Annotated in this window: 13 protein-coding genes; 4 read left to right on the top strand and 9 right to left on the bottom strand. The window is 65.8% G+C overall.

Annotated features, from left to right (window positions below; translation table 11 throughout):
- Positions 1-89: 89 nt before the first annotated feature.
- Entirely contained in the window at positions 90-884 is a 795-nt protein-coding gene (gene fabI, locus CGK74_RS06595) for an enoyl-ACP reductase FabI (RefSeq protein WP_094267702.1), read from the top strand.
- Between the two features lie 126 nt (positions 885-1,010).
- On the opposite strand, the gene CGK74_RS06590 is transcribed toward fabI, so the two are convergent.
- Positions 1,011-2,897: a SurA N-terminal domain-containing protein gene (locus CGK74_RS06590; protein WP_094267701.1), complete on the bottom strand. Its 1,887-nt coding sequence runs from the start codon at positions 2,895-2,897 to the stop codon at positions 1,011-1,013.
- 193 nt (positions 2,898-3,090) lie between these two features.
- Between CGK74_RS06590 and CGK74_RS06585 the strand changes: the two genes are divergently transcribed.
- Positions 3,091-6,393, top strand: a complete 3,303-nt coding sequence (locus CGK74_RS06585; RefSeq protein ID WP_094267700.1) for an EAL domain-containing protein — start codon at positions 3,091-3,093, stop codon at positions 6,391-6,393.
- A 40-nt stretch (positions 6,394-6,433) separates the two neighbouring features.
- On the opposite strand, the gene clpB is transcribed toward CGK74_RS06585, so the two are convergent.
- Both clpB and CGK74_RS06575 read right to left on the bottom strand, forming a co-directional pair.
- Positions 6,434-9,013 carry an ATP-dependent chaperone ClpB gene (clpB, locus tag CGK74_RS06580; protein ID WP_094267958.1) on the bottom strand — a complete coding sequence of 860 codons (2,580 nt, stop codon included), beginning with the start codon at positions 9,011-9,013 and terminating at the stop codon, positions 6,434-6,436.
- A gap of 103 nt (positions 9,014-9,116) precedes the next feature.
- A complete protein-coding gene (locus CGK74_RS06575; protein WP_094267699.1) occupies positions 9,117-9,854 on the bottom strand; it encodes an SDR family oxidoreductase in 738 nt (245 codons plus the stop codon).
- 225 nt (positions 9,855-10,079) lie between these two features.
- Between CGK74_RS06575 and CGK74_RS06570 the strand changes: the two genes are divergently transcribed.
- Positions 10,080-12,140 carry a PAS domain-containing sensor histidine kinase gene (locus tag CGK74_RS06570; protein WP_094267698.1) on the top strand — a complete coding sequence of 687 codons (2,061 nt, stop codon included), beginning with the start codon at positions 10,080-10,082 and terminating at the stop codon, positions 12,138-12,140.
- 33 nt (positions 12,141-12,173) lie between these two features.
- Positions 12,174-14,396 carry a putative bifunctional diguanylate cyclase/phosphodiesterase gene (locus CGK74_RS06565; protein WP_094267697.1) on the top strand — a complete coding sequence of 741 codons (2,223 nt, stop codon included), beginning with the start codon at positions 12,174-12,176 and terminating at the stop codon, positions 14,394-14,396.
- 59 nt (positions 14,397-14,455) lie between these two features.
- Here the strand turns inward: CGK74_RS06565 and CGK74_RS06560 are convergent, their stop codons facing one another.
- The 6 genes from CGK74_RS06560 to acs form a co-directional block, all read right to left on the bottom strand.
- Entirely contained in the window at positions 14,456-16,507 is a 2,052-nt protein-coding gene (locus CGK74_RS06560; RefSeq protein ID WP_094267696.1) for a sodium:solute symporter family protein, read from the bottom strand.
- Positions 16,508-16,550: 43 nt separating this feature from the next.
- Positions 16,551-18,755 (bottom strand): exonuclease domain-containing protein, encoded by a 2,205-nt coding sequence (locus tag CGK74_RS06555; RefSeq protein WP_094267957.1) that lies wholly within the window; start codon positions 18,753-18,755, stop codon positions 16,551-16,553.
- A 2-nt stretch (positions 18,756-18,757) separates the two neighbouring features.
- Positions 18,758-19,126, bottom strand: a complete 369-nt coding sequence (locus tag CGK74_RS06550; protein WP_094267695.1) for a response regulator transcription factor — start codon at positions 19,124-19,126, stop codon at positions 18,758-18,760.
- A 31-nt stretch (positions 19,127-19,157) separates the two neighbouring features.
- The gene (locus CGK74_RS06545) at positions 19,158-21,899 is read right to left on the bottom strand and encodes a sensor histidine kinase (RefSeq protein ID WP_094267694.1); all 2,742 of its coding nucleotides are present in this window, start codon (positions 21,897-21,899) and stop codon (positions 19,158-19,160) included.
- Positions 21,900-21,909: 10 nt separating this feature from the next.
- Positions 21,910-22,107, bottom strand: a complete 198-nt coding sequence (locus tag CGK74_RS06540; RefSeq protein ID WP_206186210.1) for a hypothetical protein — start codon at positions 22,105-22,107, stop codon at positions 21,910-21,912.
- A gap of 188 nt (positions 22,108-22,295) precedes the next feature.
- A complete protein-coding gene (gene acs / locus CGK74_RS06535; protein ID WP_094267692.1) occupies positions 22,296-24,260 on the bottom strand; it encodes an acetate--CoA ligase in 1,965 nt (654 codons plus the stop codon).
- Positions 24,261-24,408 lie beyond the last annotated feature (148 nt).

Raw genomic sequence — 24,408 nt, 5'->3', positions numbered from 1 at the left:
GTCGTCGGGCAACGCCGCCCGCATCGAACACCACTGTCTTCATCGGGGTTATGGCTATAATTGGCGGCTTGTCATTCGGAGTTGGATCCATGGGCTTTCTCGCCGGCAAACGTATTCTGATCACCGGTCTGCTGAGCAACCGTTCCATTGCATACGGCATCGCCAAGGCCATGCACCGTGAAGGTGCCGAACTGGCCTTCACGTACCAGAACGAACGCTTCCAGGAACGGGTTGCCAAGATGGCCGCCGATTTCGGCAGCTCGCTGCTCTTCCCGCTCGACGTCCAGGATGACGCGCAGATCACCGGCCTGTTCGAGCAGCTCGGTCAACACTGGGACGGCCTCGACGGTCTCGTCCACTCCATCGCCTTCGCCCCGGGCGAGGCCCTGGAAGGCGACTTCCTCGACGGCCTCACGCGCGAAGCCTTTCGCATCTCGCAGGAGGTCAGCGCCTACAGCTTCCCGGCACTGGCCAAGGCCGCGCGACCGATGATGAAGGGCCGCAACGGCGCCCTGCTGACCCTGTCCTACCTGGGCGCGGTGCGCACCATGCCCAACTACAACATCATGGGCCTGGCCAAGGCCAGCCTCGAAGCCTCCGTACGCTACCTGGCGGTAACGCTGGGTCCCGAAGGCACGCGCGCCAACGCCATCTCGGCCGGTCCGATCAAGACCCTGGCCGCCTCGGGCATTGGCAGCTTCGGCAAGCTGCTGTCCTTCAACGAGCACAACGCCCCGCTGCGTCGCAACGTCACGATCGAGGAAGTGGGCAACGCCGCCGCCTTCATGTGCTCGGATCTCGCCAGCGGCATCACCGGCGAAGTCATGTATGTCGATGGCGGTTTCAACACCACTGCGCTCGGCAACGCCTCGCCGATGGCGTGACAGACCCGAGGTTCAGGTGCCGGGCCGCAAAAGCGGCTTTGGCAAAGCAAAAGGCCCGAGTCGATCGGGCCTTTTTGTTGTGCCTGCACAGGCGCGTTGACGGCCCCGCGGGCCGTCAATCCTGCGTCACTGCCGCGGCTGCAGCTTGACCTGCACCTCGTAACGCTTGCGCAGCTCGGACAGAAAGGCGCCAAAATCTCGCTCGGCCAGCACCTGCGCATACTGCTCGGCAACGGCGAGCACGCGCGGGTCGTCATCCGCGATCTCGGGACGATTCACCGACTCGATGCGATAGAGCACGTAGTCGCCCTCGGGCAAGGCCAGACCCACATGCGCAGGCAGTTGCTTGGACTGCGCCGAGAACACGGCCTGCATCGCCATGCCCGGCAAGCCGGGCGCCGAACGCTGCAGCACACGCGCCTCACCCCATTTCGCGTCGATCTGCTCCCCCTTGTCGAGCGCAGCCAGCATGGCAGCGCCCTGCTCGGCGGCACGCCGCGCCGCGGCCTCACGCCGCAGATCGGCCACGATACGCGCCTTGACCTCGTCCAGCGGTAGCAGCACCGCAGCCTCGTAGGCCTTGACGCGCGCGGCCACCAGCGTGTTGGTCGCGACCTCGACGGCCTCGGTGTTACGCGCGTTCCTGACCGCATCGTCACCGAACAAGGCGTTCAGCAGACGTTCGTTGCTGTGCCCACCAATGCTGCCGCCCTCGCGCGAAACCCAGTCGGTGCTGCGGATCTCGAGCTTGAGTGCCTCTGCTACAGGCGCGAGGCTATCGGCCTGCTCATAGACCATGTTGGCGAACTGCTCGGCCTGCTCGGCGTAAAGCCGGCTGGCCGCCTGGGTGCGCAACTCGCGGGCGATTTCGTCGCGAACTTCCTCGAGCGAGCGCGTGCTCGCGGCCTTGATGTCGGTCACCTGGATGATGTGCACCCCGAAATCGCTGCGCACCGGGTCGCCGATCTCGTCCTTCTGCTGCGCAAACGCCGCATCCTCGAAAGCACCCACCATCACGCCACGCCCGAAGAAGCCGAGGTCGCCACCGCGCGAGGCCGAACCCGAATCCTTCGATTTCTCCTTCGCCAGTGCCGCGAAGCGGGACGGATCCTTGCGGAGTGCCTCCACCAGCGTCTTTGCCTCGTCCATGACGCGACCGACGTCGTCCGCGCCCGCATCTGCGGGCAGTTCGAGCAGGATGTGACGGGCCTGGCGTTCCTCGGGTACGCCAAAACGCGCGGGGTTGCCTTCGTAGAAGGCGCGGATCTCCTCGTCGCTGACGCTTACCTGCTTCTCGACCGCCTCGCGGTCAAACACCACGTATTCGGCCTGCAGGCGCGCGGGGCGCTGGAAACGGTCCTGATTGGCGGCGTAGTAGGTCTTGACCTCATCGTCGCTCACCGTGATCTCGGCCTCCAGCTTCGACACTGGCAGACGCAGCTCGCGAATGCTGCGCTCCTCGAGCTGTGCGGCCAGGAAGCGGCGGGCCGACGCAGCAGGCGCAAACCCGGCCTCGCCAACGGCGAGTGAGAGTTGCTGGACGCGAATGTCCTGCGCCAGACGCGCCTCGAACATCGCCGGGCTCATCCCTTGGGCGCGCAACAGCATTTCGTATCGTTGCAGCGAGAAACGCCCGTCTTCCTGGAAGGAGTCCACGTTGGCGATCGTCGTCTGCAGTTCCTGCGGGGTAACGACGAAACGGTTCTCGGCGGCGTAGAGGGCGAGCACGCGGCGATTGATCAGGTTCTCGAGCACCGAGCGGCGCAGCTCCTCGGACTCGAGCAGGGCACGATCCGCCGTCCCGCCTGCGGCGGCACGCAACCGGTCCTGCTGGTCGCGCAAGGCCTGCTCGAACTCGACAGTGCCGATCGGCGAGCCGGCGACCGTCGCGACTTCGTTGCCACCCGGGGCATCACTGAAATAGGCGTCCATGCCGAAGAAGGCAAACGGGACGATAAGAATGGCCAGGATCACCTGGGCAACGCGCTTGTTGCTGCGAACAGCTTCGAACATCTCGATATCCGTGGGAAGCCTTGGGAATGGGGTACGGACAGCACGAGAACGAACGGCGTTCATTCGTTCATCAGCCAGCCCGCATTTGCAAGGGCCGGAGTTTAGCGCATCCACGGGTGCTTCAGGCCGGTCGGCAAGCAGAACGTGCGCTATGCCTCGAAATGGGCGACAGGGCGCCGATATACTGCGCGGAATGCAGATTCACAAACTGGCCGAAAGCGTCGGCCTCGCCCTTCTCGTCGGACTCGGCTACGCGATCAGCGGATGGCTGTCGATCAAGCTCGCCGTACCGCCTGGCTACACCACGCCGGCGTTCCCCCCAGCCGGGATCGCCCTGTCGGCCATGCTGATCTATGGCGCGCGGGTCTGGCCGGGCATCCTCGCCGGTGCACTGGCCGTCCAGTTTCTTGCTCATGGCGCGGTTGGAATGAGCCAAGCGCCAATCGTGAGCGTCACCGTGCCCGCGCTGGGCGCCGTGTTGCAGGCGGCCGCAGGCACGTGGCTGGCGCAGTGGCTGATCGGATTTCCCAACCGGCTCGACTCGCCGCGCACGATCGTGCGCTTTCTCGTTGTCGTCGCACCGGTCGGCTCGCTGATCAATGCCTCGCTCTCCGTACCGATCCTGCACTCGGAAGGAGTCATCACCGCGCAGCAGGTCGCGTTCAACTGGTGGACCTGGTGGCTGGGTGACACGCTGGGCGTGATCGTCATGGCACCGCTGATGTTCGTGCTGTTCGGACGGCCCTCCGCCGATTGGCAGGGACGCCGGCTGGGTGTTGCCATTCCCCTCGGCCTGGCGCTTGCGATCCTGGCCTTCGCGTTCCGTCAGGTGCTCGTCTGGGAGGAACTGCGCGTTCAGGCGCAATTCACCCGCGACACCGAGCATCTTGCCAGCCAGGTGCGCCAACGCCTCGATGCACAGATCGACATGATGCTGGCCATTCGCGGGCTGATGAGCGTGAGCGAAAGTGTTTCACGCGAGGAGTTCCAGGATTTCGTCCGCCCCTGGCTCGACCGCTATCCCGGCACGCAGAACTTCGGCTGGAACCCTCGTGTGCTGCAAGGGCAGCGCGCGCGCTTCGAGACCATGGTCCGCGCCTCTGGCCATCCGGGCTTTCAGGTCCTCGACCGGGATTCGCAGGGGAACGTGTATCCCGCCGCCGATGCGCCGGAGTACCTGCCGCTGGTCTACGTCGAGCCGTTCGAGCGCAACGCCAGTGCGCTTGGCGTCAATCCGATGTCGCTTCCGGCCGCTGCGCAGGCCATCCTCGAGAGCCGCCAGACCGGAAACCCGGTCGCCGCGGAGGCGTTCCGGCTCGTCCAGGAGACCGGAACGCAGAAGGGGGTCGTCCTTTACCTGGCAACGCGCCGCCACACGCCCCTGGCGCCCGGGGAGACCCTTAGCATCCATGCCGAGGAAGGCGTGGTGTCGTCCGCCTTCCGCATGGACGACGCGCTGGCTGCGGTCCGGGCGCAGGCGGAAGAGATCGCGGTCGAGCTCTGCCTCAAGGATCTCGCCGCCCCGCCCGGGCGCCAGCGCTTGACCGGACCGGACGGGTGCGATTCGCCCGCATGGCAGGAACACGCGGTAGGCCGCCACGTTCCCCTGCACTTCGCCGGACGCACGTGGGAACTGCGCCTGCGCACCACCGAACCCTATGTCGCTGCACAACGCACCTGGGCGGCCTGGGGAGCGCTGGCCACCGGCCTGCTGGGTACGGGGCTGCTGGGCGCCTTCCTGCTGATCAGCACCGGCAACACCCGACGCATCGCCAGCCTTGTCGACCGCCGCACGCGGGAGCTGGAGGCGACCACCGCAACACTGCGCGAAAACCAGGCCGCACTGGCCGAAGCGATGCGCATCGCACGCATGGGCAGTTGGGAAACCCGCGTCGGGCGCAGAGGACTGCGCTGCTCGGATGAACTCCATCAGCTGCTCGACGTGGAGGCCCACCGGCTGGTGTCGGTGCACGACCTCGTCGCCGCACTTGCGCCCGAGGATCAACCCCTCATCCAGGCAAAACTCGAAGAGCTCGCGCAGGCGCCGGGCCAGGTCACGATCGACGCGCGAACCGACCGCGAACCCGCTCGCGTGCTGCAGTTCCAGATCGAGAGCGAATGGCACGAGGGCGCCCTTGCCCATATCCGCGGCACGGTGCAGGACGTTACCGAGGCGCGCGAGGCCGAAGCCCACATCCAGTACCTCGCACACTTCGACACCCTCACCGGCCTCCCCAACCGCAGCGCCTGGGTGGGCCACGCGCAGGAGACGCTGCGCAGTGCCGAACGCCATGGCGACCGCCTTGCCGTGCTCTTTCTCGACCTCGACAACTTCAAGACCATCAACGACTCGCTGGGGCACCCCATCGGCGACCGCCTGCTGGCAGCCGTGGCGCGTCGCTTGTCGGGCTGCCTGCGTGGGGAAGACCGCCTGGCGCGGCTCGGCGGCGATGAGTTCGTCGCCCTGCTACCCCGCCTCGAACGCCCCGAGGACGCGGCAACCGTGGCGCGCAAGATGCTCGAGGTGCTTGACGACACCCTGCGTATCGAGGACCACGACCTGCGTCCCTCGGTGAGCATAGGCATCGCCCTCTATCCCGATGACGGGCAATCGGTCGACGTCCTGCTAAAGCATGCGGATACCGCCATGTACGGGGCAAAGGCAGCAGGGCGCAACAACTACCAGTTCTTCGTCGCGGCCATGAACGAACGTGCCAACGAGCGCCTCAAGCTCGAGAGCGCGCTGCGGCGGGCCGTCGCCGAGAGGCAGCTGTTGCTGCACTACCAGCCCCAGATCGACACCCGCAGCGGGCGCCCGATCGGCTGCGAGGCCCTGGTGCGCTGGCAGCACCCCGAACGCGGACTGGTCCCCCCTGCCCAGTTCATCCCGATCGCGGAGGATTCCGGGATGATCGTGCCAATCGGCGAATGGGTGCTGCGCGAAGCCTGTCGCCAGCAGGCTGAATGGAATGCGGCCGGCCTGCGAGACCTGACCGTGGCGATCAACATCTCCGCGCTGCAGTTCCAGCGTGCGGACTTTCCCGACGTCGTCGCCCGTATTCTCGACGAGACCGGTGCTGACCCGTCCATGATCGAACTCGAGATCACCGAGAGCGCGCTGATGAACCCCGGCAGCGAACAGCTCGAGCGGCTCAACCGCCTGATCGAACGCGGCCTCACGCTCGCACTCGATGACTTCGGCACGGGCTACTCCTGCCTTGCCTACCTCAAGCGCCTGCCTTTGAGCCGCATCAAGATCGACCGCTCCTTCGTCGCCGACCTGCCGGGCGACACCGAGGACGCCGCCGTCGTAGCCGCCGCGCTGTCCCTCGCCCGCGACCTCGGCATGGATGTGGTCGCAGAGGGCGTGGAGACGCCCGGTCAGCGCGCCTTCCTCGTCGAACGCAACTGCACGCTCATGCAGGGCTACCTGTTTTCGAGGCCGCTCGACGCGGGCAGCTTCGAGGCCTGGATCCGGGGCTTGGGTCACCACTGAGCCAGCCCAGTCCAAGGGCCGGCCCGGTAGCTACCCGCAATCAGGCACGCTCGAATACCAGCTTGCCATCGCGCGCATCCACGCGCACCCGGTCCTTGGCTGCGAACTGGCCTTCGAGGATCGCCTTGGCGAGCGGATTCTCGATGTGTTCCTGGATCGCGCGCTTGAGGGGGCGAGCGCCGAACACCGGGTCGAAACCGGCAGTCGCCAGCTCGGCCAGCGCCGCATCGGTAACGTCGAGTCCCATCTCCAGCCGCGCCAGACGCTTCTCGAGGTACTGAAGCTGGATCTTCGCGATCCCGGCGATGTGCTTCTCGTCGAGCGCGTGGAACACCACGACCTCGTCGATCCGATTGATGAACTCCGGACGGAAGTAGGTCTTGACCTCGGCCATCACCGCCAGCTTGATCACGCCATAGTCGTCGCCGGCCATGGCCTGGATCATCTGGCTGCCCAGGTTGGAGGTCATCACGATCACGGTGTTCTTGAAGTCCACCGTACGACCCTGGCCGTCTGTCATGCGGCCGTCGTCGAGCACCTGCAGCAGCACATTGAACACGTCCGGGTGCGCCTTCTCGACCTCGTCGAACAGAATCACGCTGTAGGGCTTGCGCCGCACCTGCTCGGTAAGGTAGCCGCCCTCCTCGTAACCGACGTAGCCCGGAGGGGCGCCGATGAGGCGGGCGACCGAGTGCTTCTCCATGAACTCGCTCATGTCGATGCGGATAAGGTGCTCCTCGGAGTCGAACAGGAAGCTCGCCAGCGTCTTGCACAGTTCGGTCTTGCCCACGCCAGTGGGACCGAGGAAGAGGAAGGAGCCGTAGGGCCGGTTCTCGTCCGAAAGGCCGGCGCGCGAACGCCGGATGGCATCGGCCACCAGGCGCACGGCCTCGTCCTGGCCGACCACGCGCTCGTGCAGCTTGTCCTCCATCTTCAACAGCTTCTCGCGCTCGCCCTGCATCATCTTGCTGACCGGAATGCCGGTGGCGCGCGACACCACCTCGGCGATTTCCTCGGCGCCGACCTGGGTGCGCAGCAGCTTGTTGGGCGCGGCGTTCTCGCCCGCCTGCTCAGCCATCTTCAGCTGGCCTTCGAGTTGCGGCAGCTTGCCGTACTGCAGCTCGGCCACCTTGTCGAGCTGCCCCTTGCGCTGGTACTCGGCCATCTGCGCGCGCAGCGCGTCGATCTCTTCCTTGATGTGGGCTGAGCCCGCGACCTTGGCCTTCTCCGCCTTCCAGATTTCCTCGAGGTCGTTGTACTCGCGCTGCAGCTTGGCAAGCTCGTCCTCGATCAGCTGCAGGCGCTTCAGCGAAGCCTCGTCCTTCTCCTTCTTCACCGCCTCGCGCTCGATCTTGAGCTGGATCATGCGACGGTCGAGCTTGTCCATGACCTCGGGCTTGGAGTCGATCTCCATCTTGATGCGCGCGGCAGCCTCGTCGATCAGGTCGATCGCCTTGTCGGGCAGGAAGCGGTCGGTGATGTAGCGGTGCGACAGCTCGGCTGCGGCAACGATCGCCGGGTCGGTGATGTCGACGCCGTGGTGGATCTCGTACTTCTCCTGCAGACCACGCAGGATGGCGATGGTCGCCTCCACGGTCGGCTCGTCGACCAGCACCTTCTGGAAGCGGCGCTCGAGCGCGGCATCCTTCTCGATGTACTTGCGGTACTCGTCCAGCGTGGTCGCGCCGATGCAGTGCAGCTCGCCGCGGGCAAGCGCGGGCTTGAGCATGTTGCCCGCGTCCATCGCGCCTTCGGCCTTGCCCGCGCCGACCATGGTGTGGATCTCGTCGATGAAGAGGATGATGCGCCCCTCGTCCTGCGCGATCTCCTTCAGCACCGCCTTCAGGCGCTCCTCGAACTCGCCGCGGTACTTGGCGCCGGCCAGCAGCGCGGCCATGTCGAGCGACAGCACCTTCTTGCCCTTCAGGGTCTCGGGCACCTCGTCATTGACGATGCGCTGCGCCAGGCCCTCGACGATGGCAGTCTTGCCCACGCCGGGCTCGCCGATCAGCACCGGGTTGTTCTTGGTACGGCGCTGCAGGATCTGGATCGCGCGGCGGATCTCGTCGTCGCGGCCGATCACCGGGTCGAGCTTGCCGCTGCGGGCGCGCTCGGTGAGGTCCATGCAGTACTTCTTCAGCGATTCGCGCTGGCCCTCGGCGTCCTGGCTGCCGACGCTGGCACCGCCCCGCACCGCCTCGATCGCAGCCTCCAGCGCCTTGCGTGCCAGACCGTTCTCCTTCAGCAGCCGGCCGGCCTCGCCCTTGTCGTCGGCGAGCGCGAGCAGGAACATCTCGCTGGCGATGAACTGGTCGCCGCGCTTCTGCGATTCACGGTCGGTCACATTGAGCAGGCTGTTGAGGTCGCGGCCAATGCTGACCTCGCCGCCGTGGCCTTCGACCTTCGGCAGGCGGCCAATGGCTTTCGCGACGGCGGCCTTGAGCGGCGGCACATTGACGCCGGCGCGCTGCAGCAGCGAGACGCTGCCGCCGTCATCCTGATCGAGCAGCGCCTGCAGCACGTGCAGCGGCTCGATGAACTGCTGGTCGTTGCCCACGGCGATGCTCTGCGCATCGGCCAGGGCTTGCTGGAACTTGGTGGTGAGCTTGTCGAAGCGCATCGTGGGCATCCTCGGGATTCGTTGAACTGCACCTTATGTGGGGCGCATTCGCGCCGCTTCAAGAGGCCAGGTCGCCCCGACCTCCAACGGGTGCTTCGCGGCTTCAGCCCGGCAGGTCGCGCAGGTCGGCGGTCGGCGCCGAGCCGAACACATCTCCGAGCAGGTAGTCGGTCAGGCGCCGTGCGCAATCTTCCGGTGCGACGAGTCCGCCGGCCCGCTGCATCTCGGCAAAGCGGTCACGCAGCGGAAAACGCTCGAGGCTGGTCGCACGGATTGCGGCCTGCATCTCGGTATCGAGCACGCCTGGCGCAAGGCTGCAGATGCGCAGCCCCGCAACCTTGTCCTCCGCCACCGAACGGGCATGATGGTCCAGCGCCGCCTTGCTGGCGCAGTAGATGCTCCAGCCCGAATAGGGCTTGCGCGCCGCGCCACTCGACACATGCAGGATGCGGCGGTCCGCAACCCCGGCTCCAGCGGCAGCGAAGGCCGCCGCGAGCATGAGGGGGGCGGTCACGTTCAGCGTCAATGCGCGCGCCACTTCGCCTGGGTCCTGCAGTGCGGGTGGCCCCATCGGCGCGATCGTGCCGGCGTTGTTGATCAGCAGCGCCTGCTCCGCCCCCGAAAGCCAGGCGCCGACTGCGCCCGTCTGAAGCCAACGCTGAATCGCCGCCGCGTCGGCCAGGTCGAGTGTCACTTGAGCAAAGCGGTCCGGGAAGCGTGCGGCGAGCCGTTCGTTGCCGTTGCGGGCGATCCCGAGCACGCTGGCGCCGCGTGCCAGCAATGCCTCGGCAACCGCCTCGCCGAGACCCCGACTGTGACCGCTCACGATGACCTTGATCATTCCTCGTCCTCCTGCATGCGTGACTGTTCGGTGGCCGCCTCCTCCGCAGGCGAGGCCACCCGCGATGGCGTCGATCATACAACCCTGTCGACGCAGCGCGCGCCGCGCGCGAAGCATGCAAAAACGCCACTAGTGCACACTTTCGACAGAACAGCGACGATATGATGCGACCAATGGTTCGGCCCATGTTGACGGGCCGGCGCCAACCCTCACACCGGACACTCGATGGACAAGCTTCAGACCTTCGTCAGTCTGTTCGACTACGCGCCGCTGCCGATGTCGTACTCACCGCTCGACGGCGACGGCAGGCTGCTGGCCTCGTTCTGGAATCAATCGTGGTTCGAATGCTTCGGCTATCAGCCCGACGCGGTGCAAGGCAGGACGGGCGATGCTTTCGGCCTGTGGCCGGACATGGCGTTCCGCGCGGATTTCCTGCAGGCGGTCGGGGCCGACGGCATCAGCAAGACCGAAACGACACTGCGCAGCGCCGATGGGAGCCTGCGCACGGTCATCGTCTCCGCACGCAAGATGTTCGCCGACGACACGACGCTGATGGTGGTCAGCTACGAGGATGTCACCGAACAGCGTGAGCTGGAATCCGCCCGCCGGCAGGCCGAGCGCACGCTGCGTCTGTTCCAGGAGATGGTCGAGAGCTCGGCGGATGCGATCATGATCATAGAGGACCATCGCGTGATCGCCTGCAACACCGCCGCGACCCGGCTCTACGGCATGCCGCGCGAGCGGCTGATCGGCAGCCATCCGGCAGAGCTGTCCCCCGAATACCAGGACGATGGCGAATCGTCGTATTCGGCTGCTGTCCGACTGATGGAGCGCGCACTCGCGGGCAGCACCGAACATTTCCTGTGGCGCCACCGTCGCGGCGATGGCAGCACTTTCATGGCCGACGTCGTACTGAACCCCGCGATCGACCTTGGCACCGACCATGGCGAACGCGGGCGGCGCTACGTGACGGTGGTGCGCGACGTAACCGAAGAACAACAAGCGGCGCGCGCGCTGCAGGACAGCGAGCAGCGCTTTCGCAAGCTGTTCCGTCTGGCACCCGTCGGGCTTGCGCTCACCGAGGCCGAAGGCAAGGTCTTCGCGATCAACCGTCATTGGACCCAGTTGTTCGGCTATACCCTCGACGACATCCCCGACACCGAGGCGTGGTGGAAGCAGGCCTACCCCGACCCCGCGTACCGCGACGCCGTGCGCGCGAAGTGGGCTCAGGCTACGGCCCGGATCACTGAAAACGATGGTGAACTCGAGTCGGCCGAGTACCTCGTCACCTGCAAGGACGGGCAGCAGCGGCACGTACTGATTGGCGGCGCCCTGATCGGCAACGAGGTCCTGACCAGCTATATCGACGTCACCGCCCAGCGCGAGGCGCGCGCCCAGCTGCAGGCACTCAACCAGAGCCTGGAGACGAGGGAGCTGGAGCGCACGCGCGATCTCGAGCAGGCCATCGAAGACCTGCGGCTGACGCAGCACGAACTGGTGCGTTCGGAGAAACTCGCTGGTCTGGGCGCACTGGTCGCCGGCGTGGCGCATGAGCTCAACACCCCGATCGGCAACGCGGTGATGGTGGCCAGCACGCTCGGCGACCTGCGCAAGCGCTTCGAAACCGCCGTGTCGGAAGGACTGCGGCGCTCGGTGCTGGACAGCTTCCTGGGCGAGCTGCGCGAAGCGAGCGACATGATCGAGCACAACCTGCGCCGTGCCGCGGAGCTGATCACCAGCTTCAAGCAGGTGGCGGTCGATCAGTCGAGTTACCAGCGACGCAGCTTCGGCATCGCCGAGACCCTGCACGAGTTGCGCATGACCCTGAATCCGACGCTCCGGCGCGCCGGTGTCACCCTGGTCGAGGACATCCCGCCCGACCTGCGCATGGACAGCTACCCCGGCCCGCTGTCGCAGGTGCTGATGAACATCGTCAATAACGCCGTCGTGCACGCGTTCGATGGCCGTCCTGGCGGCACGGTCCGTATTTCGGGCACGGCCCTGCCCGGCGATCGTGTGCGCATCCAGATCAGCGACGACGGCTGCGGCATCGATCCCGACAAGCTCCCGCGCATCTTCGACCCGTTTTTCACGACCAAGCTGGGGCGCGGCGGGTCCGGACTGGGCTTGCACATCGTCTATACGCTGGTCACGGAACTGCTGGGCGGCAGCGTGCGCATCGAAAGCGAGCCCGGAACGGGCAGCCACGCCATCATCGAGCTACCGTTGAGTGCTCCTCCGCCCCGCGCCGCACCCGGCGACGGCGACCTGCCGCAGCATCCCTGAACCCGAAGCTGGGCATACGCCCGGAGGCTACGCATGCAACGCGATGAACCGACCTTCAGTGCCGACGACGAGCTGATCGCGATCGACGAGGACATCGCCCCGTCGCCAACCGGGACCGAAGCTCCAGACCCTTGGAAAGTGCTGATCGTCGACGACGACGAGGACGTCCATCGCGCCACCGAGCTCGCATTGCGCGGGATGCTCGTCGAGGACCGCCCCGTGCAGTTACTGCACGCGCACTCCGGCGAGGCGGCCTTGCAGCAGGTTGCCCAGCACGAGGATCTGGCCGTGATGCTGCTCGACGTGGTGATGGAGTCCGACAACGCCGGCCTGAAGGTCGTGCGCGAAGTGCGCGAAGCGCTCAAGCGCAGCGCGCTGCGCGTCATCCTGCGCACCGGCCAGCCGGGCTATGCACCCGAACTCGAGACCGTTCGCAACTACGACATCAACGACTACAAGACCAAGTCCGAGCTGACCCGTGTGCGGCTATTCACCAGCCTCACCGCGTCGATTCGCGTGTATCGCCAGATGCGGACCCACGAGCGCATGCGTCAGGGCCTCGAAGGCATCGTCCGTGCCAGCACCGAACTGACCAAGCTGCACGGCATGCAGCGCTTTGCCGAAGGCGTCGTGAATCAGTTGTGCGCGCTGCTGGGCGTGCGGACCGAAGGGCTTGTCTGCGCCCAGGGCGGCCTGGCGAGCGTCGGCGAACCCGCGCGCGTCATTGCTGCCGCCGGGCGTTTCAGCCAGTACGTGCTGCAGCCGCTGGCCGCGCTCGACACAGAGACGATCCGCGACACCCTCATGCGTTGCCTGAACGAGCAGTGCAGCCTGTTCGCGCCCGCGCTGGCGATCTACTTTCCCACCTCGGCGGGACGCGGCCTCGCCGCATATGTCGAGCTGTCCCATCCCCTGCGGGAAGGCGACCGCCACCTGCTCGAGGTGTTCTGCTCGAGCATGGCGGTCGGTTTCGAGAACGTGCTGCTTTACGACCGTCTCATCGACCAGGCCTATCTCGATCCCTTGCTTCGCATCCCCAACCTCAACCGCCTGCTCGAGCTCCTTGCCGCCCCCGAACTCGAGCCCGCCAACTCGACGCTCGCCCTGCTCGACATCGACGACTTCTCGGCGATCAACGACGCGCTCGGGCATGAGTTCGGCGACGCAGCGCTCAAGGCCATCGTCGCCCGTGCGCACGCTGCCCTGCCCGAATGCCATCTGGCGCGGCTCGGCAGCGACCTTTTCGCCGTGCTCGGCCATTCCGGCACGGTCAAGCCCGACACGCTGCAGCACCTTTTCGGCGAGGCATTCGAGGTCGCGGGACAGCGCGTGCGACTATCGGCGACGATCGGGCTGGTGCAGTTGGGTACGCGTGATTGCTACGGTCCCGAGTTGCTGAAGGATGCCCATGTCGCACTCAAGCAGGCCAAGCTGCATCACCGCGGCACGGCAGTCTATTTCTCCGCAGCGCTCGGGCAGGACGCCCGCGAACGCATGCATTTGCTGCGCGACCTGCGCGAGGCCTTCGACGCCCACAATCACTTCTTCGTGGTGTACCAGCCCAAGGTGCGGCTGGAGGATGGACGTCCGAGCGGGGTCGAGGCGTTGCTGCGCTGGCGCACCGCGAGCGGCGAGCTCATTCCGCCCGACCGCTTCATTCCGCTCGCCGAACAGTCGGGGCTGATGACCGCGCTGGGCGCCTTCGTGATGCGCAGCGCCTGCCAGCAGCTACGCCGGCTCCGGGATGCCGGTCACGACACGCTCGGCATGGCGATCAACGTGTCGCACGCCCAACTGCGCGACCCGGATTTCATGACGATACTCAAGACCAGCCTGGACGATGCAGGCATACCGGGGTCGCAGGTGGAGTTGGAGATCACCGAATCCATGGCCGCCGACGATCTCGACCTGGTCCGCCGACTGCTCGCTGAGCTGCAGACGCTGGGCGTTCGCGTGGCGATCGACGACTTCGGCACCGGCTTCTCGTCGCTCAGCGTGCTGCGCCACCTCGACGCGCAACGGCTCAAGATCGACCGCAGTTTCGTCAACGAAATGCTTCAGGACGACAGCATCGCGCGGATGGTGATCAGTCTTGGTCATACCCAGCGCATGCAGGTCACGGCCGAAGGCATCGAGACCGAGGCCCAGCGCGATGCCCTGCTGGCCCTGGGCTGCGACGAAGGACAGGGCTGGCTGTACGCGAAGGCACTCGAAGAGGCGGCCTTGCTCGACTGGCTTGCCGCCGCTCAAGCCTGAGTCTCCGTCCGCCGCGGCCATGAGCCCGGTTGTCGAGCGCCCTGCCCCCATGCGCTTTCTCAGCTGCCGGGCGAGCGGCCGTGATCCGGGGGCAGTTGCGGATAGCGCACGTAATCGACCAGGTCCTGGATTTCCTGCGGGGGTGGCCGCGTCACCAGGCTGACCAGGACAATCGTCACGAAACCGAGCGGCACGCCGAACACCCCCGCGGAGATCGGGTTGATGTCGAACCAGGCGTGACTCATCGAACCGCCGAAGAAGCTGTGCGTGCGAACGACGTAGTACAGGGTGACGGCCAGCCCCACCACCATGCCGGCCACCGCACCCGGACGGTTCGCGCGTTTCCAGAAGATGCCGAGCACGAGCGCAGGGAAGAAGGCCGACGCCCCGATCGAGAACGCCAGCCCCACCATGAACAGGATGTTGTCCGGGCGCAGCGAGGCCACCCACGCCGCCACCATGGCCACGACCAGCAACTGCGATTTCGAGATCACGAGCCGGCGGTGCGTCGTCGCCGCTGGGTTGATCACCTTGTAGTACAGGTCGTGTGACAGCGCGTTCGAGATCGTCAACAGCAGGCCGTCGGCCGTGGACAGCGCTGCGGCGAGGCCGCCGGCCGCCACCAGCCCGGACACCACATAGGGCAAGCCGGCGATCTCGGGCGTGGCCAGCACGATCACGTCGGTATTCAGGCGCAGTTCGGCCAACTGCAGGATGCCGTCGGCGTTAAGGTCCTCGATGCGCACCAGCCCCACCTTGCCCCATGACGCCACCCAGTCGGGCAGGATGCTGAGGCTCGATCCGACGACGTTGTGATACACCTCCCACTTGGCAAACACCGCATAGGCCGGCGCCGTGACGTAGAGCAGGAAGATGAAGAACAGCGACCACAGCACCGACTTGCGCGCGTCGGTGACGCCGGGCGTGGTGTAGTAGCGCATCAGGATGTGCGGCAGCGCGGCCGTGCCGACCATCAGCACGAACATCAGCGCCAGGAAGTTGTTGCGCGCCACCGTCGATTCGGCAGGCGTGGCGCCCGGATGCGCCTGCGCGTGGCGCGGCGGTGGTCGTGCGCGCTCGAGAGCATCGATCCGCGCCTTCTCCCACTGCACACGTGCCTCGTCAGCCGTGCGCGGCAGGTCGCGCAGCGTGCGTTCGGTGAGGGCGATGTCGCGCGCGGACGCGTTTCCGAGCCTCAGCGCATTGAGGCGATCGATCAAGGCACGTCGCTCGACCTCGAGCGAGTCGGGCAGCGCGTCAATCTTGGCGGCGTAGCCGTCGGCGCGAAGACGGTACAAGGAGCGAACTTCGATCTCGTCAGGCGCCTCGAACAGGTGCTGCTCCCGCTCGGTGATCTGCTGGAGCACGGTGCCATAGACTGCCTGCGGAATCGGGATGCCAGTGAGCTTGTAGGACAGGATCACCACCGGCACCAGGTAGGCGATGATCAGGATCACGTACTGCGCCACCTGGGTCCAGGTCACGGCGCGCATGCCGCCGAGGAAGGAGCACACCAGGATGCCCGCTAGCCCGACGAACAGGCCGATCTCGAACTCGACGCTGACGAAACGGCTGGTCACGAGACCCACGCCGTAGATCTGCGCGACGAGATAGACGAAGCTCGCGAGGATCGTCGCCCCCAGTCCGACCAGGCGAGCCACATTGCCCTCGTAGCGCGCACCCAGGAAATCCGGAATCGTGTATTGCCCGAACTTGCGCAGGTAAGGCGCAAGCAGCAAGGCCACCAGCACGAAGCCGCCGGTCCAGCCAGTAACGAAGGCCAGCCCTTCGAAGCCCGAGAAATACAGCGTACCCGCCAGGCCGATGAACGAGGCCGCGCTCATCCAGTCCGCCGCGGTCGCCATGCCGTTGAACATGGCCGGCACACGACGCCCCGCGACGTAGTACTCGGACACGTCCGAGGTGCGGCTCATCACCCCGATACCGGCGTAGATGGCGATGGTGACGAACAGAAATACGTGGCCGATCAGGTGCGGCGACAGGCCAAGGTACTCGCCGATCGCCAGGCCAACCACGAACAGCAGGAAGGTGCCGGTGTACCAGACGTAGTAGCGCCGCAGGCGGCGCGCGAAGGAGGACGGACCGCTCATGCGCCGTCCCCGCTTCGACTTCGCCGCACTGCGCTGAACGACATCAATACTTGATCCGGGCGTAGTAGGTCTTCTCCGCCGCCTCGCGCGCCTCACGCAGGGTGCGAATGCCCTTCTCGGCCAGCAGCGGCAAGAGCTTGAGGAAAACCTCCGCGGTGACGATCGCGTCGCCCAGCGCCGTGTGGCGGCCGACGATGGTCAGGCCGAGCCGCTCGGCAATGGCCTCGAGGCGATGCGACTCCTGGTTCGGATGCACCACAGCCGACAGCAGCAAGGTGTCGATGACCGGTTGGTCGAAGCGCAGCCCGGTCTGCTCCTCCTTCAACTGCAGGAATCGCATGTCGAACGCGGCGTTGTGCGCGATCAGCACGGTATCTGCGGCAAACGCGTGGAAAGCCGGCAGAACCGACTCGATGGTGGGCTGTCCGCGCAACATCTCGGCCGTGATGCCGTGGATCTTCGCCGACTCGGCGGCGAGCGGGCGGCATGGGTCGATCAGCTGCTCGAAGGACTCGTTGCGCAAGAGCTTGCCGTTGAGCACCCGCGTTGCGCCGATCTGGATGATTTCATCGCCCTGCGACGGGTTGAGGCCCGTCGTTTCGGTGTCGAACACGGTGAACGCCAGTTCCGTGAGCGGGCGGTCCTCGATGCCATGCGACTTTTCCGACCACGCGAACAGGTCGAAGTCGTAGTACTCCGGCCGGCTCTCGCCACGCAGGAAGAGTTCGGCCTCCGACTGTTCCTGCGGCACGGCCGCCGGCAGCAGTATGCGGAAGAAGGCGCGATGGCGCACCTTCTCGCGCTCCAGCCACATCTCGCCGTCATGGCGGTCGATCACGTCGCGCACCGTCAGCGGGCTGCTCTCGTCATCGATCTTCATCGGCTCGAGTTCCCAGCTCATGACCGTCTCGGTGCTCATTGCCTGACCGGACCAGATAAGATCGAGGTGGACCAGTCGTCCCGCCGCGCTCAGGCGGAAACGCACCTCGCGCACTTCGAACTCGTCGGACAGGCGGTTGGCCAGGTAGGTCAGGGCCTGCATCAGCGAGAAGCTGTCGACCTTCACCCACAGACGCTCATCCACCTCCTCGAGCTTGCTCGGCAAGCCAATGCGTTCCTCGATGCGACGCTGCACAGCAGCGATGAGGTCGGCACCCAGCATCTCCTCGAGCGGCCAGCGCACCTTCAGCGAATCGGCGAACTCGTTGGCGGTGTCGTTCAGGCGCTGGCTCATCGCCTGAACCTCGTCGCGGATGACGCTGCGGAAGCGGTCACGCATCTCGTCGGGCAAGTCGCCGTATTCGAGCATCTCCGCCGCCGCCCGCACGTTTGCCAGCGAGGCGCGATTGCCTTCCGTGAGGTTGTGCAGCATCTGGTCGCGGCGCGACTCGGTCTCGAAGTTGCGGGTGATGTTGTCGAGCATCAGGATGAAGCCCGTCTGCGTCCGCTCCGGCGCGCCCTCCCCGCCCTCGGGCTCGGCCTCGGCCTTGGCGTCGCTGCGGGCGACCGACAGCACCGGCGCCATCTGTACGCGCAGCAGCTGGCCGGCGCGCGTGGTCGTCACGAAATTGGCCTGTGGCTGGGCTACGCCACGCTTGAGGCGCTGCTGGATGGTTTCCAGTGCGTGTGCAATGAGGTTGCGCTCGAACACGGCATAGATCGAGCGCCCGAGGCCGATCAGCTCGCCGCCACCCGCCACGCCCGGCGCATCGGACAGCGCGCGAAACTGCATCCGCGCACGGTTGTTGTAGAGCAGGATGCGGCCGTCGAGGTTGCAGACCACGACGCTCTGGGTCAGCTCGGACATCAGGGCCGCCAGGCGGTTCTTTTCCTGCTCGACCGAATCCTTGGCCCGGGCGATCTGGGCCTCTACGTCGCCGAAGATCTCGTCGCGCTGGCTCGCGAGTTCGTTGGCGGCGACGGCGAGCATCTGCACCTCGGGCGGGCCGTCCGGCTGGACACGGAAGCCGCGGTTCGCGCCGAGCATCAGGCGCAGGTTCTCCGCCATGCGCAACAGGCCCTGCACGTACTGCCGGAACAGGGTCCGCAGCACGCCCACACCGGCGGCAAAGCCCAGTACGGTCAACATCGTGCCCACGCCCAGATGCGGAGTGAGGACATCCACAAGCTGCTGACGGTTCTCTCCCTGCGTCTCGAACCAGACGATCAGCGCCGTAAGGATGAACGGCCCCGTCATCAGCAAGCCCAGCACGATCACCGCAAGCGCAAACCTGAGCTTGGCTGACATGATCATGCTCCCAGCAGGCTGCGGACTTTTTCGACGAGCTCCTTGGTCGAGAAGGGCTTGGTCATGTAGGCGTCCGCGCCCAGCGCGAGCCCCTTGGCGACCTCCGTGTCCCGCCCCTTCGCGGTCAGCATCAGGATGCGGACCGCACTCAGCGCCGGATCGGCCTTGATCTCCTGGCAGACTTCAAAGCCGCTTTTCTTGGGCATCATGACGTCGAGCAGGACCAGGTCAGGACAGTCCTTGCGGATTCGCGCCACGGCCTCTTCACCGTCGGTCGCGACGAGCACGTCGAAGCCCTCGCGCTTCATGAGGAATTCCAGGGAAATGACGATGTTTTGCTCGTCGTCTGCTATAAGAATTTTCTTGCTCATGCGCTTCTCCTCCCTCCTGCGCCATTCTATGTCATTCGCCGCCTGCAGCCGACGGCAGCGGCAGCTCGAATGAAAAGGTCGCCCCCTCCCCGGGCACCGATTCCAGCCACAGCCGTCCACCAAAATGCTCCACGATCTGCCGGCTGATCGGCAAGCCCAGTCCGGTGCCCTGCGGGCGCGAGCGCTCATCACCGCCCTGCCTGAACTTCTGGAAGATCACCGGCTCGAGCGCGGGCTCGATCCCGGGCCCGTTGTCGCACACATCGACCCGCAGCCGCTGTCCTTCACGGCGCAGCCTCACCAGCACATGGCCACTGCCGACCGGCACGAACTTGGCCGCGTTCGACAGCAGGTTGAGCATCACCTGCAGCAGGCGGTCGTGGTCGGCGCGCAGCAGCGGCACTCGCTCCGGCAGATCGAGCTCGACCTGCGACCGGCGGTCGCGGAACAGCTGTTGTGTCGCGTCCACCGCGTGGCTCACCAGTTCGCACATGTCGATGTCGGTGTTGTGCCACTCGGCATGACCCGACTCGATCTTCGCCATGTCCAGCACCTGGTTGACGAGCCTCGTCAGCCGCACGGTCTCGGACACGATGATGCCGAGGAAGCGCTGGCGGTCGGCGACATCGATGTCGGGATCGTCCTTCATCATTTCGGACAACGCCCTGATCGAGGTCAGCGGCGTGCGCAGCTCGTGCGTGACTGATGACATGAAGTCGTCCTTGAGGCGGTCGAGCTCCTTCAGCTTCTCGTTGGCGGCCCGCAGTTCGGCCGTCGCGGCCTCGAGCGCCCGCGACTTTTCCTCGAGCTGGTGCGAGTAGGCACGCACCTGGGAGGCCTCGTCGAGGATGTCCATCACCTCGCCCAGCCCAAGGGGCTCTTCCTGAACCACTGTTGCCACCATCACACGCGCCGACGCACTGCCGATCGCACCGGCCAGCAGGGACTCGGCAAAGTGTGCGAGTTCGGGATCGGCCTTGAGCTGATCGACGCGGTCCAGGCCGTGCGCGCGTGCGTATGCGCCGAAAGCCTCCTCCGCCCGACGCTGTCCCAGGAAGCGTGCAACCAGCGGCACGAGGTCGGCCACCTCGGCCCCCGCACGCCAGAATCCGGCCGGACGCGTATCGCCACGACGACCGACATCGACGAACAGCGCCGCCTGGCTCGCCTCGACGCCGGTAGGCACGCGCAGCAGCGAAACGAACACGTAGCAGCCAATGTTGGCCAGCATGCTCCAGAAGAGTGCGTGACTGATGTTGTCGAGTCCGGTCAGGCCGAACAACTGCTCGGGCCGCAGCCAGTTCAACCCGAACAGTCCATGCTGGAGGAAGTGCGGATCGAGCCAGCCCGATTTGGCGAACGAAGGCAGCAGCAGCGTGTAGCCCCACACGACGAAACCTGCCAGCAGCCCGGCGAAAGCGCCCTCCCGGGTGCCGCCCCGCCAGTACATGCCGCCCAGCACGGCGGGGGCAAACTGCGACACGGCCGCAAAGCTGATCAGCCCGATGCTGACCAGCGCATAGGCCTCGCCCGCCAGCCTGAAATAGACATAACCCAGCAACAGCACGCCGACGATGGCGCCACGGCGGATGCCGAGCAGAAGCCGGGTGAGGTCGCGCTGCTCGGACAACGCAAGACGGCGGCTGCGCAAGAGCAGCGGCATCACGAGGTCGTTGCAGACCATGGTCGACAGCGCGATGGCCTCGACGATCACCATCCCGGTCGCCGCCGAGAGACCGCCGATGAATGCAAACAGCGCCAATGCGGCATTGTCGTGGGCGAGCGGCAAGGTGAGCACGAAGGTATCGGGGTCGACCGTGCCCTGCCCGAAATGCAGCAGGCCCCCTAGCGCAATCGGGATCACGAAGATGTTGATGGCCAACAGATAGGCCGGAAACAGCCAGGTCGCGCGCCGCAGATGCTGTTCGTTGACGTTCTCGACCACCGCGATCTGGAACTGGCGTGGCAGGAAGATCACCGACAGCATCGCCAGCAGGACGTAAGCGAACCAGCCGCCATAGCCGCTCTGCCCGCTGCCATCGAACGTCAGCAACGCCGCAAGCCCGGGTTCGGCCCGCGCACGGGCGTAGAGGTCGGCGAAACCGTCGTAGAGAACGTACGTGACGTAAAAACCCACGGCAAGGAAAGCCATCAGCTTGACGACCGACTCGAACGCAATCGCGGCCACCATACCCTCATGCCGCTCGGTCGTATCCAGGTGGCGCGTGCCGAACAGGACGGTAAAGGCCGCCAGTGTCAGGGCGACGTAGAGGGTGCTGTCCAGCCACCAGCCGCCGGTATCCCCAAGATGCAGTAAAGTGTCCGCATCCTCGATCAGCAGTGTGTAGGCGCTTGAGATGGCCTTGAGCTGAAGCGCGATGTAGGGAACGATGCCGACCACCGCGATGACGGTGACCAGGCCACCGAGCAGGTGACTCTTGCCATAGCGCGAGGCAATGAAGTCCGCGATCGAGGTGATGCGGTGGCTGCGGGCGATGCGGATCATCTTGAGCACGACCAGCCAGGCCAGTGCCATCCCCAGGGTTGGCCCCAGGTAGGTCGGCAGGAACCAGATTCCGCCAGACGCCGCGCGCCCGACGCTGCCAAAATAGGTCCACGCGGTGCAATACACGGCCAGGGACAGGCCGTAGGTCCAGGGGTTGGCGATGATGGAGCGCCCCTGATCCGCGCGACGGTCGCCGAAATAGGCGATTGCGAACAGCGTCAGCAGGTAGGCGAACGAGACGCCGACGATCAACCAGCCAGGCACCATCGCACGTCCCTCAGCGTACCCCGCGCTCGACGATCCAGGCCACGACCGCGATCAGCGCAGACCACACGCCGAACAGATAGACGTGGAGCAAGGGCCAGCCGAACAGCGTCGAAGCCCCGTCGAACAACGAGAGCAAGGGAAAATTGAGCAGCAGAACGCCAGCGATGAACACCGCGACCAGGCGTTGTCCCGCGAGTGCCTTGCGCATCATGTCCCTCCCATGATGATCGCCCCGACCAAAAGACGAATGCGCCCCCTGCTCTGCGTGGCAGGTTGGGCGCACCGTACGAACAGGTGGCGCGCTGTGCGCGCCTGTCTCCTCTTCCCGTCCGGCCTTGCGCCGGACCTTCCCCTGTCGATCATTACGGGCCGGGCGCGAGCCCGGCCCGAAGGCGGTCAGCCCTTGAGCTGCTCGAGGATGTGCGGGTTCTCGAGCGTCGAGGTGTCCTGCGTGACGTCCTCACCCTTGGCAAGCTGGCGCAGCAGACGGCGCATGATCTTGCCCGAGCGGGTCTTCGGCAGGTTCTCGCCAAAGCGGATGTCCTTCGGCTTGGCGATCGGCCCGATCTCGTGGCCCACCCAGTTCTGCAGTTCCTTGATGGTCTTGGCGGCTTCTTCGCCGGTCGGGCGCGGCCCCTTCAGCACCACGAAGGCAACGATGGCTTCGCCGGTGACGTCGTCAGGACGGCCAACAACGGCAGCCTCGGCAACCTTCTCGTGCGCCACCAGCGCCGATTCGATTTCCATGGTGCCCATGCGGTGACCGGACACGTTCAGCACATCGTCGATACGGCCGGTGATGGTGAAGTAACCGGTTTCGACATCACGGATCGCGCCGTCGCCCGCCAGGTAGAGCTTGCCCTGGAAGTCCGCCGGATAGTAGGACTTCACGAAGCGGTCCGGATCGCCCCAGATGGTGCGGATCATTGACGGCCACGGCTTCTTGACGACCAGGATGCCGCCCTGGCCCCAGGGCACTTCGGTACCGGTCTCGTCGACCACTGCCGCCTGAATGCCGGGGAACGGCAGCGTGCACGAACCCGGCACCATCGGCGTGGCACCCGGCATCGGCGTGATCATGTGGGCGCCGGTCTCGGTCTGCCAGAAGGTGTCGACGATCGGGCAGCGGCTGCCACCGACGTTCTGGTAGTACCACTCCCAGGCAGCCGGGTTGATCGGCTCGCCGACCGAACCCAGCAGGCGCAGGCTGGAGAGGTCGTACTTGGTCGGATGCACGGCCGGGTTATTGTCGGCGGCCTTGATCAGCGAGCGGATCGCGGTCGGCGCCGTGTAGAAGATGCTGACCTTATGGTCCTGGATCATCTTCCAGAAACGGCCGGCATCCGGATAGGTCGGCACGCCTTCGAACACGATCTCGGTCGCGCCGCAGGCGAGCGGGCCATAGGTGATGTAGGTGTGACCGGTGACCCAGCCGATGTCGGCGGTGCACCAGAAGACGTCGTTCGGCTTGATGTCGAAGGTGTACTTCATCGACAGCACGGCCTGCAGCAGGTAGCCGCCCGACGAGTGCTGGACGCCCTTCGGCTTGCCGGTCGAACCCGAGGTGTAGAGGATGAACAGCGGGTGCTCGGCTTCGACCCATTCCGGCTCGCAGGTCTCGGACTGGCTGGCGCAGGCCTCGTGGAACCAGACGTCGCGGCCGGCAACCATGTTGCAGTCGCCGCCCGTGCGCTTGACGACGACGACGTTCTTGATCGTATCGCAGCCGCCCAGCGACAGCGCCTCGTCGGCGATCGGCTTGAGCGGCAGCGCCTTGCCGCCACGGTGCTGGCCGTCGGAGGTGATCAGGGCGACGGCACCGGCATCCTCGATACGGTCGCGCAGCGCGTGAGCCGAGAAGCCGCCGAACACGATGGAGTGGGTCGCTCCGATACGGGCGCAGGCCTGCATGGCGACAACGCCTTCGATCGACATCGGCAGGTAGATGACGACGCGGTCGCCCTTCTTGACGCCCATGCCACGCAGGGCATTGGCGAACTTGCTGACGCGAGCGAGCAGATCCTTGTAGGTGACGCGGGTGACGTCGCCGTTGTCGCCTTCGAAGATCAGCGCAACCTTGTCGCCGAGGCCGTTATTGACGTTGCGGTCGAGGCAGTTGTACGAGACGTTGAGCTTGCCGTCGGCAAACCACTTGAAGAACGGTGCGTTGCTTTCGTCGAGCACCTGGGTGAAGGGCACCTTCCAGTCGATCAGCTCCTTGGCGCGGCGACCCCAGAAGCCTTCGTAGTCGTCCTCTGCTTCCTTGCACAGCGCACGGTATCCGTCCATGCCGGAAACCGCGGCGTTTTTCACCATCTCTTCCGAGGGGTTGTAAATGCGGACTTGCTGCTCGTTGGACATGCTCACCTCTCCTCAACTGATCAAATGGTTGAAGCCGACCCCTTGCGGGTCCTCGACTGGTTGGTTCCAGTCTTGAAATCCGTTTCGGCAACCGATCACCAGGCTGCCGCCGAATGGCACGCATTTAAGAACATGTATCTTACACAGG

The organism is Thauera propionica (assembly GCF_002245655.1).
Classification (GTDB): domain Bacteria; phylum Pseudomonadota; class Gammaproteobacteria; order Burkholderiales; family Rhodocyclaceae; genus Thauera; species Thauera propionica.
Note: the sequence above shows the minus strand (reverse complement) of the source record. Positions and strands in the feature narration are given on the sequence as shown.

What these genes read in the sequence shown, in the direction of transcription:
- CGK74_RS06575 (WP_094267699.1), bottom strand. Translation starts at nt 9,854, where the DNA reads ATGATCAAGGTCATCGTGAGCGGTCACAGTCGGGGTCTCGGCGAGGCG.
- fabI (WP_094267702.1), top strand. Translation starts at nt 90, where the DNA reads ATGGGCTTTCTCGCCGGCAAACGTATTCTGATCACCGGTCTGCTGAGC.
- CGK74_RS06585 (WP_094267700.1), top strand. Translation starts at nt 3,091, where the DNA reads ATGCAGATTCACAAACTGGCCGAAAGCGTCGGCCTCGCCCTTCTCGTC.
- clpB (WP_094267958.1), bottom strand. Translation starts at nt 9,013, where the DNA reads ATGCGCTTCGACAAGCTCACCACCAAGTTCCAGCAAGCCCTGGCCGAT.
- CGK74_RS06590 (WP_094267701.1), bottom strand. Translation starts at nt 2,897, where the DNA reads ATGTTCGAAGCTGTTCGCAGCAACAAGCGCGTTGCCCAGGTGATCCTG.
- CGK74_RS06560 (WP_094267696.1), bottom strand. Translation starts at nt 16,507, where the DNA reads ATGAGCGGTCCGTCCTCCTTCGCGCGCCGCCTGCGGCGCTACTACGTC.
- CGK74_RS06540 (WP_206186210.1), bottom strand. Translation starts at nt 22,107, where the DNA reads ATGCGCAAGGCACTCGCGGGACAACGCCTGGTCGCGGTGTTCATCGCT.
- CGK74_RS06570 (WP_094267698.1), top strand. Translation starts at nt 10,080, where the DNA reads ATGGACAAGCTTCAGACCTTCGTCAGTCTGTTCGACTACGCGCCGCTG.
- acs (WP_094267692.1), bottom strand. Translation starts at nt 24,260, where the DNA reads ATGTCCAACGAGCAGCAAGTCCGCATTTACAACCCCTCGGAAGAGATG.
- CGK74_RS06550 (WP_094267695.1), bottom strand. Translation starts at nt 19,126, where the DNA reads ATGAGCAAGAAAATTCTTATAGCAGACGACGAGCAAAACATCGTCATT.
- CGK74_RS06545 (WP_094267694.1), bottom strand. Translation starts at nt 21,899, where the DNA reads ATGGTGCCTGGCTGGTTGATCGTCGGCGTCTCGTTCGCCTACCTGCTG.
- CGK74_RS06555 (WP_094267957.1), bottom strand. Translation starts at nt 18,755, where the DNA reads ATGTCAGCCAAGCTCAGGTTTGCGCTTGCGGTGATCGTGCTGGGCTTG.
- CGK74_RS06565 (WP_094267697.1), top strand. Translation starts at nt 12,174, where the DNA reads ATGCAACGCGATGAACCGACCTTCAGTGCCGACGACGAGCTGATCGCG.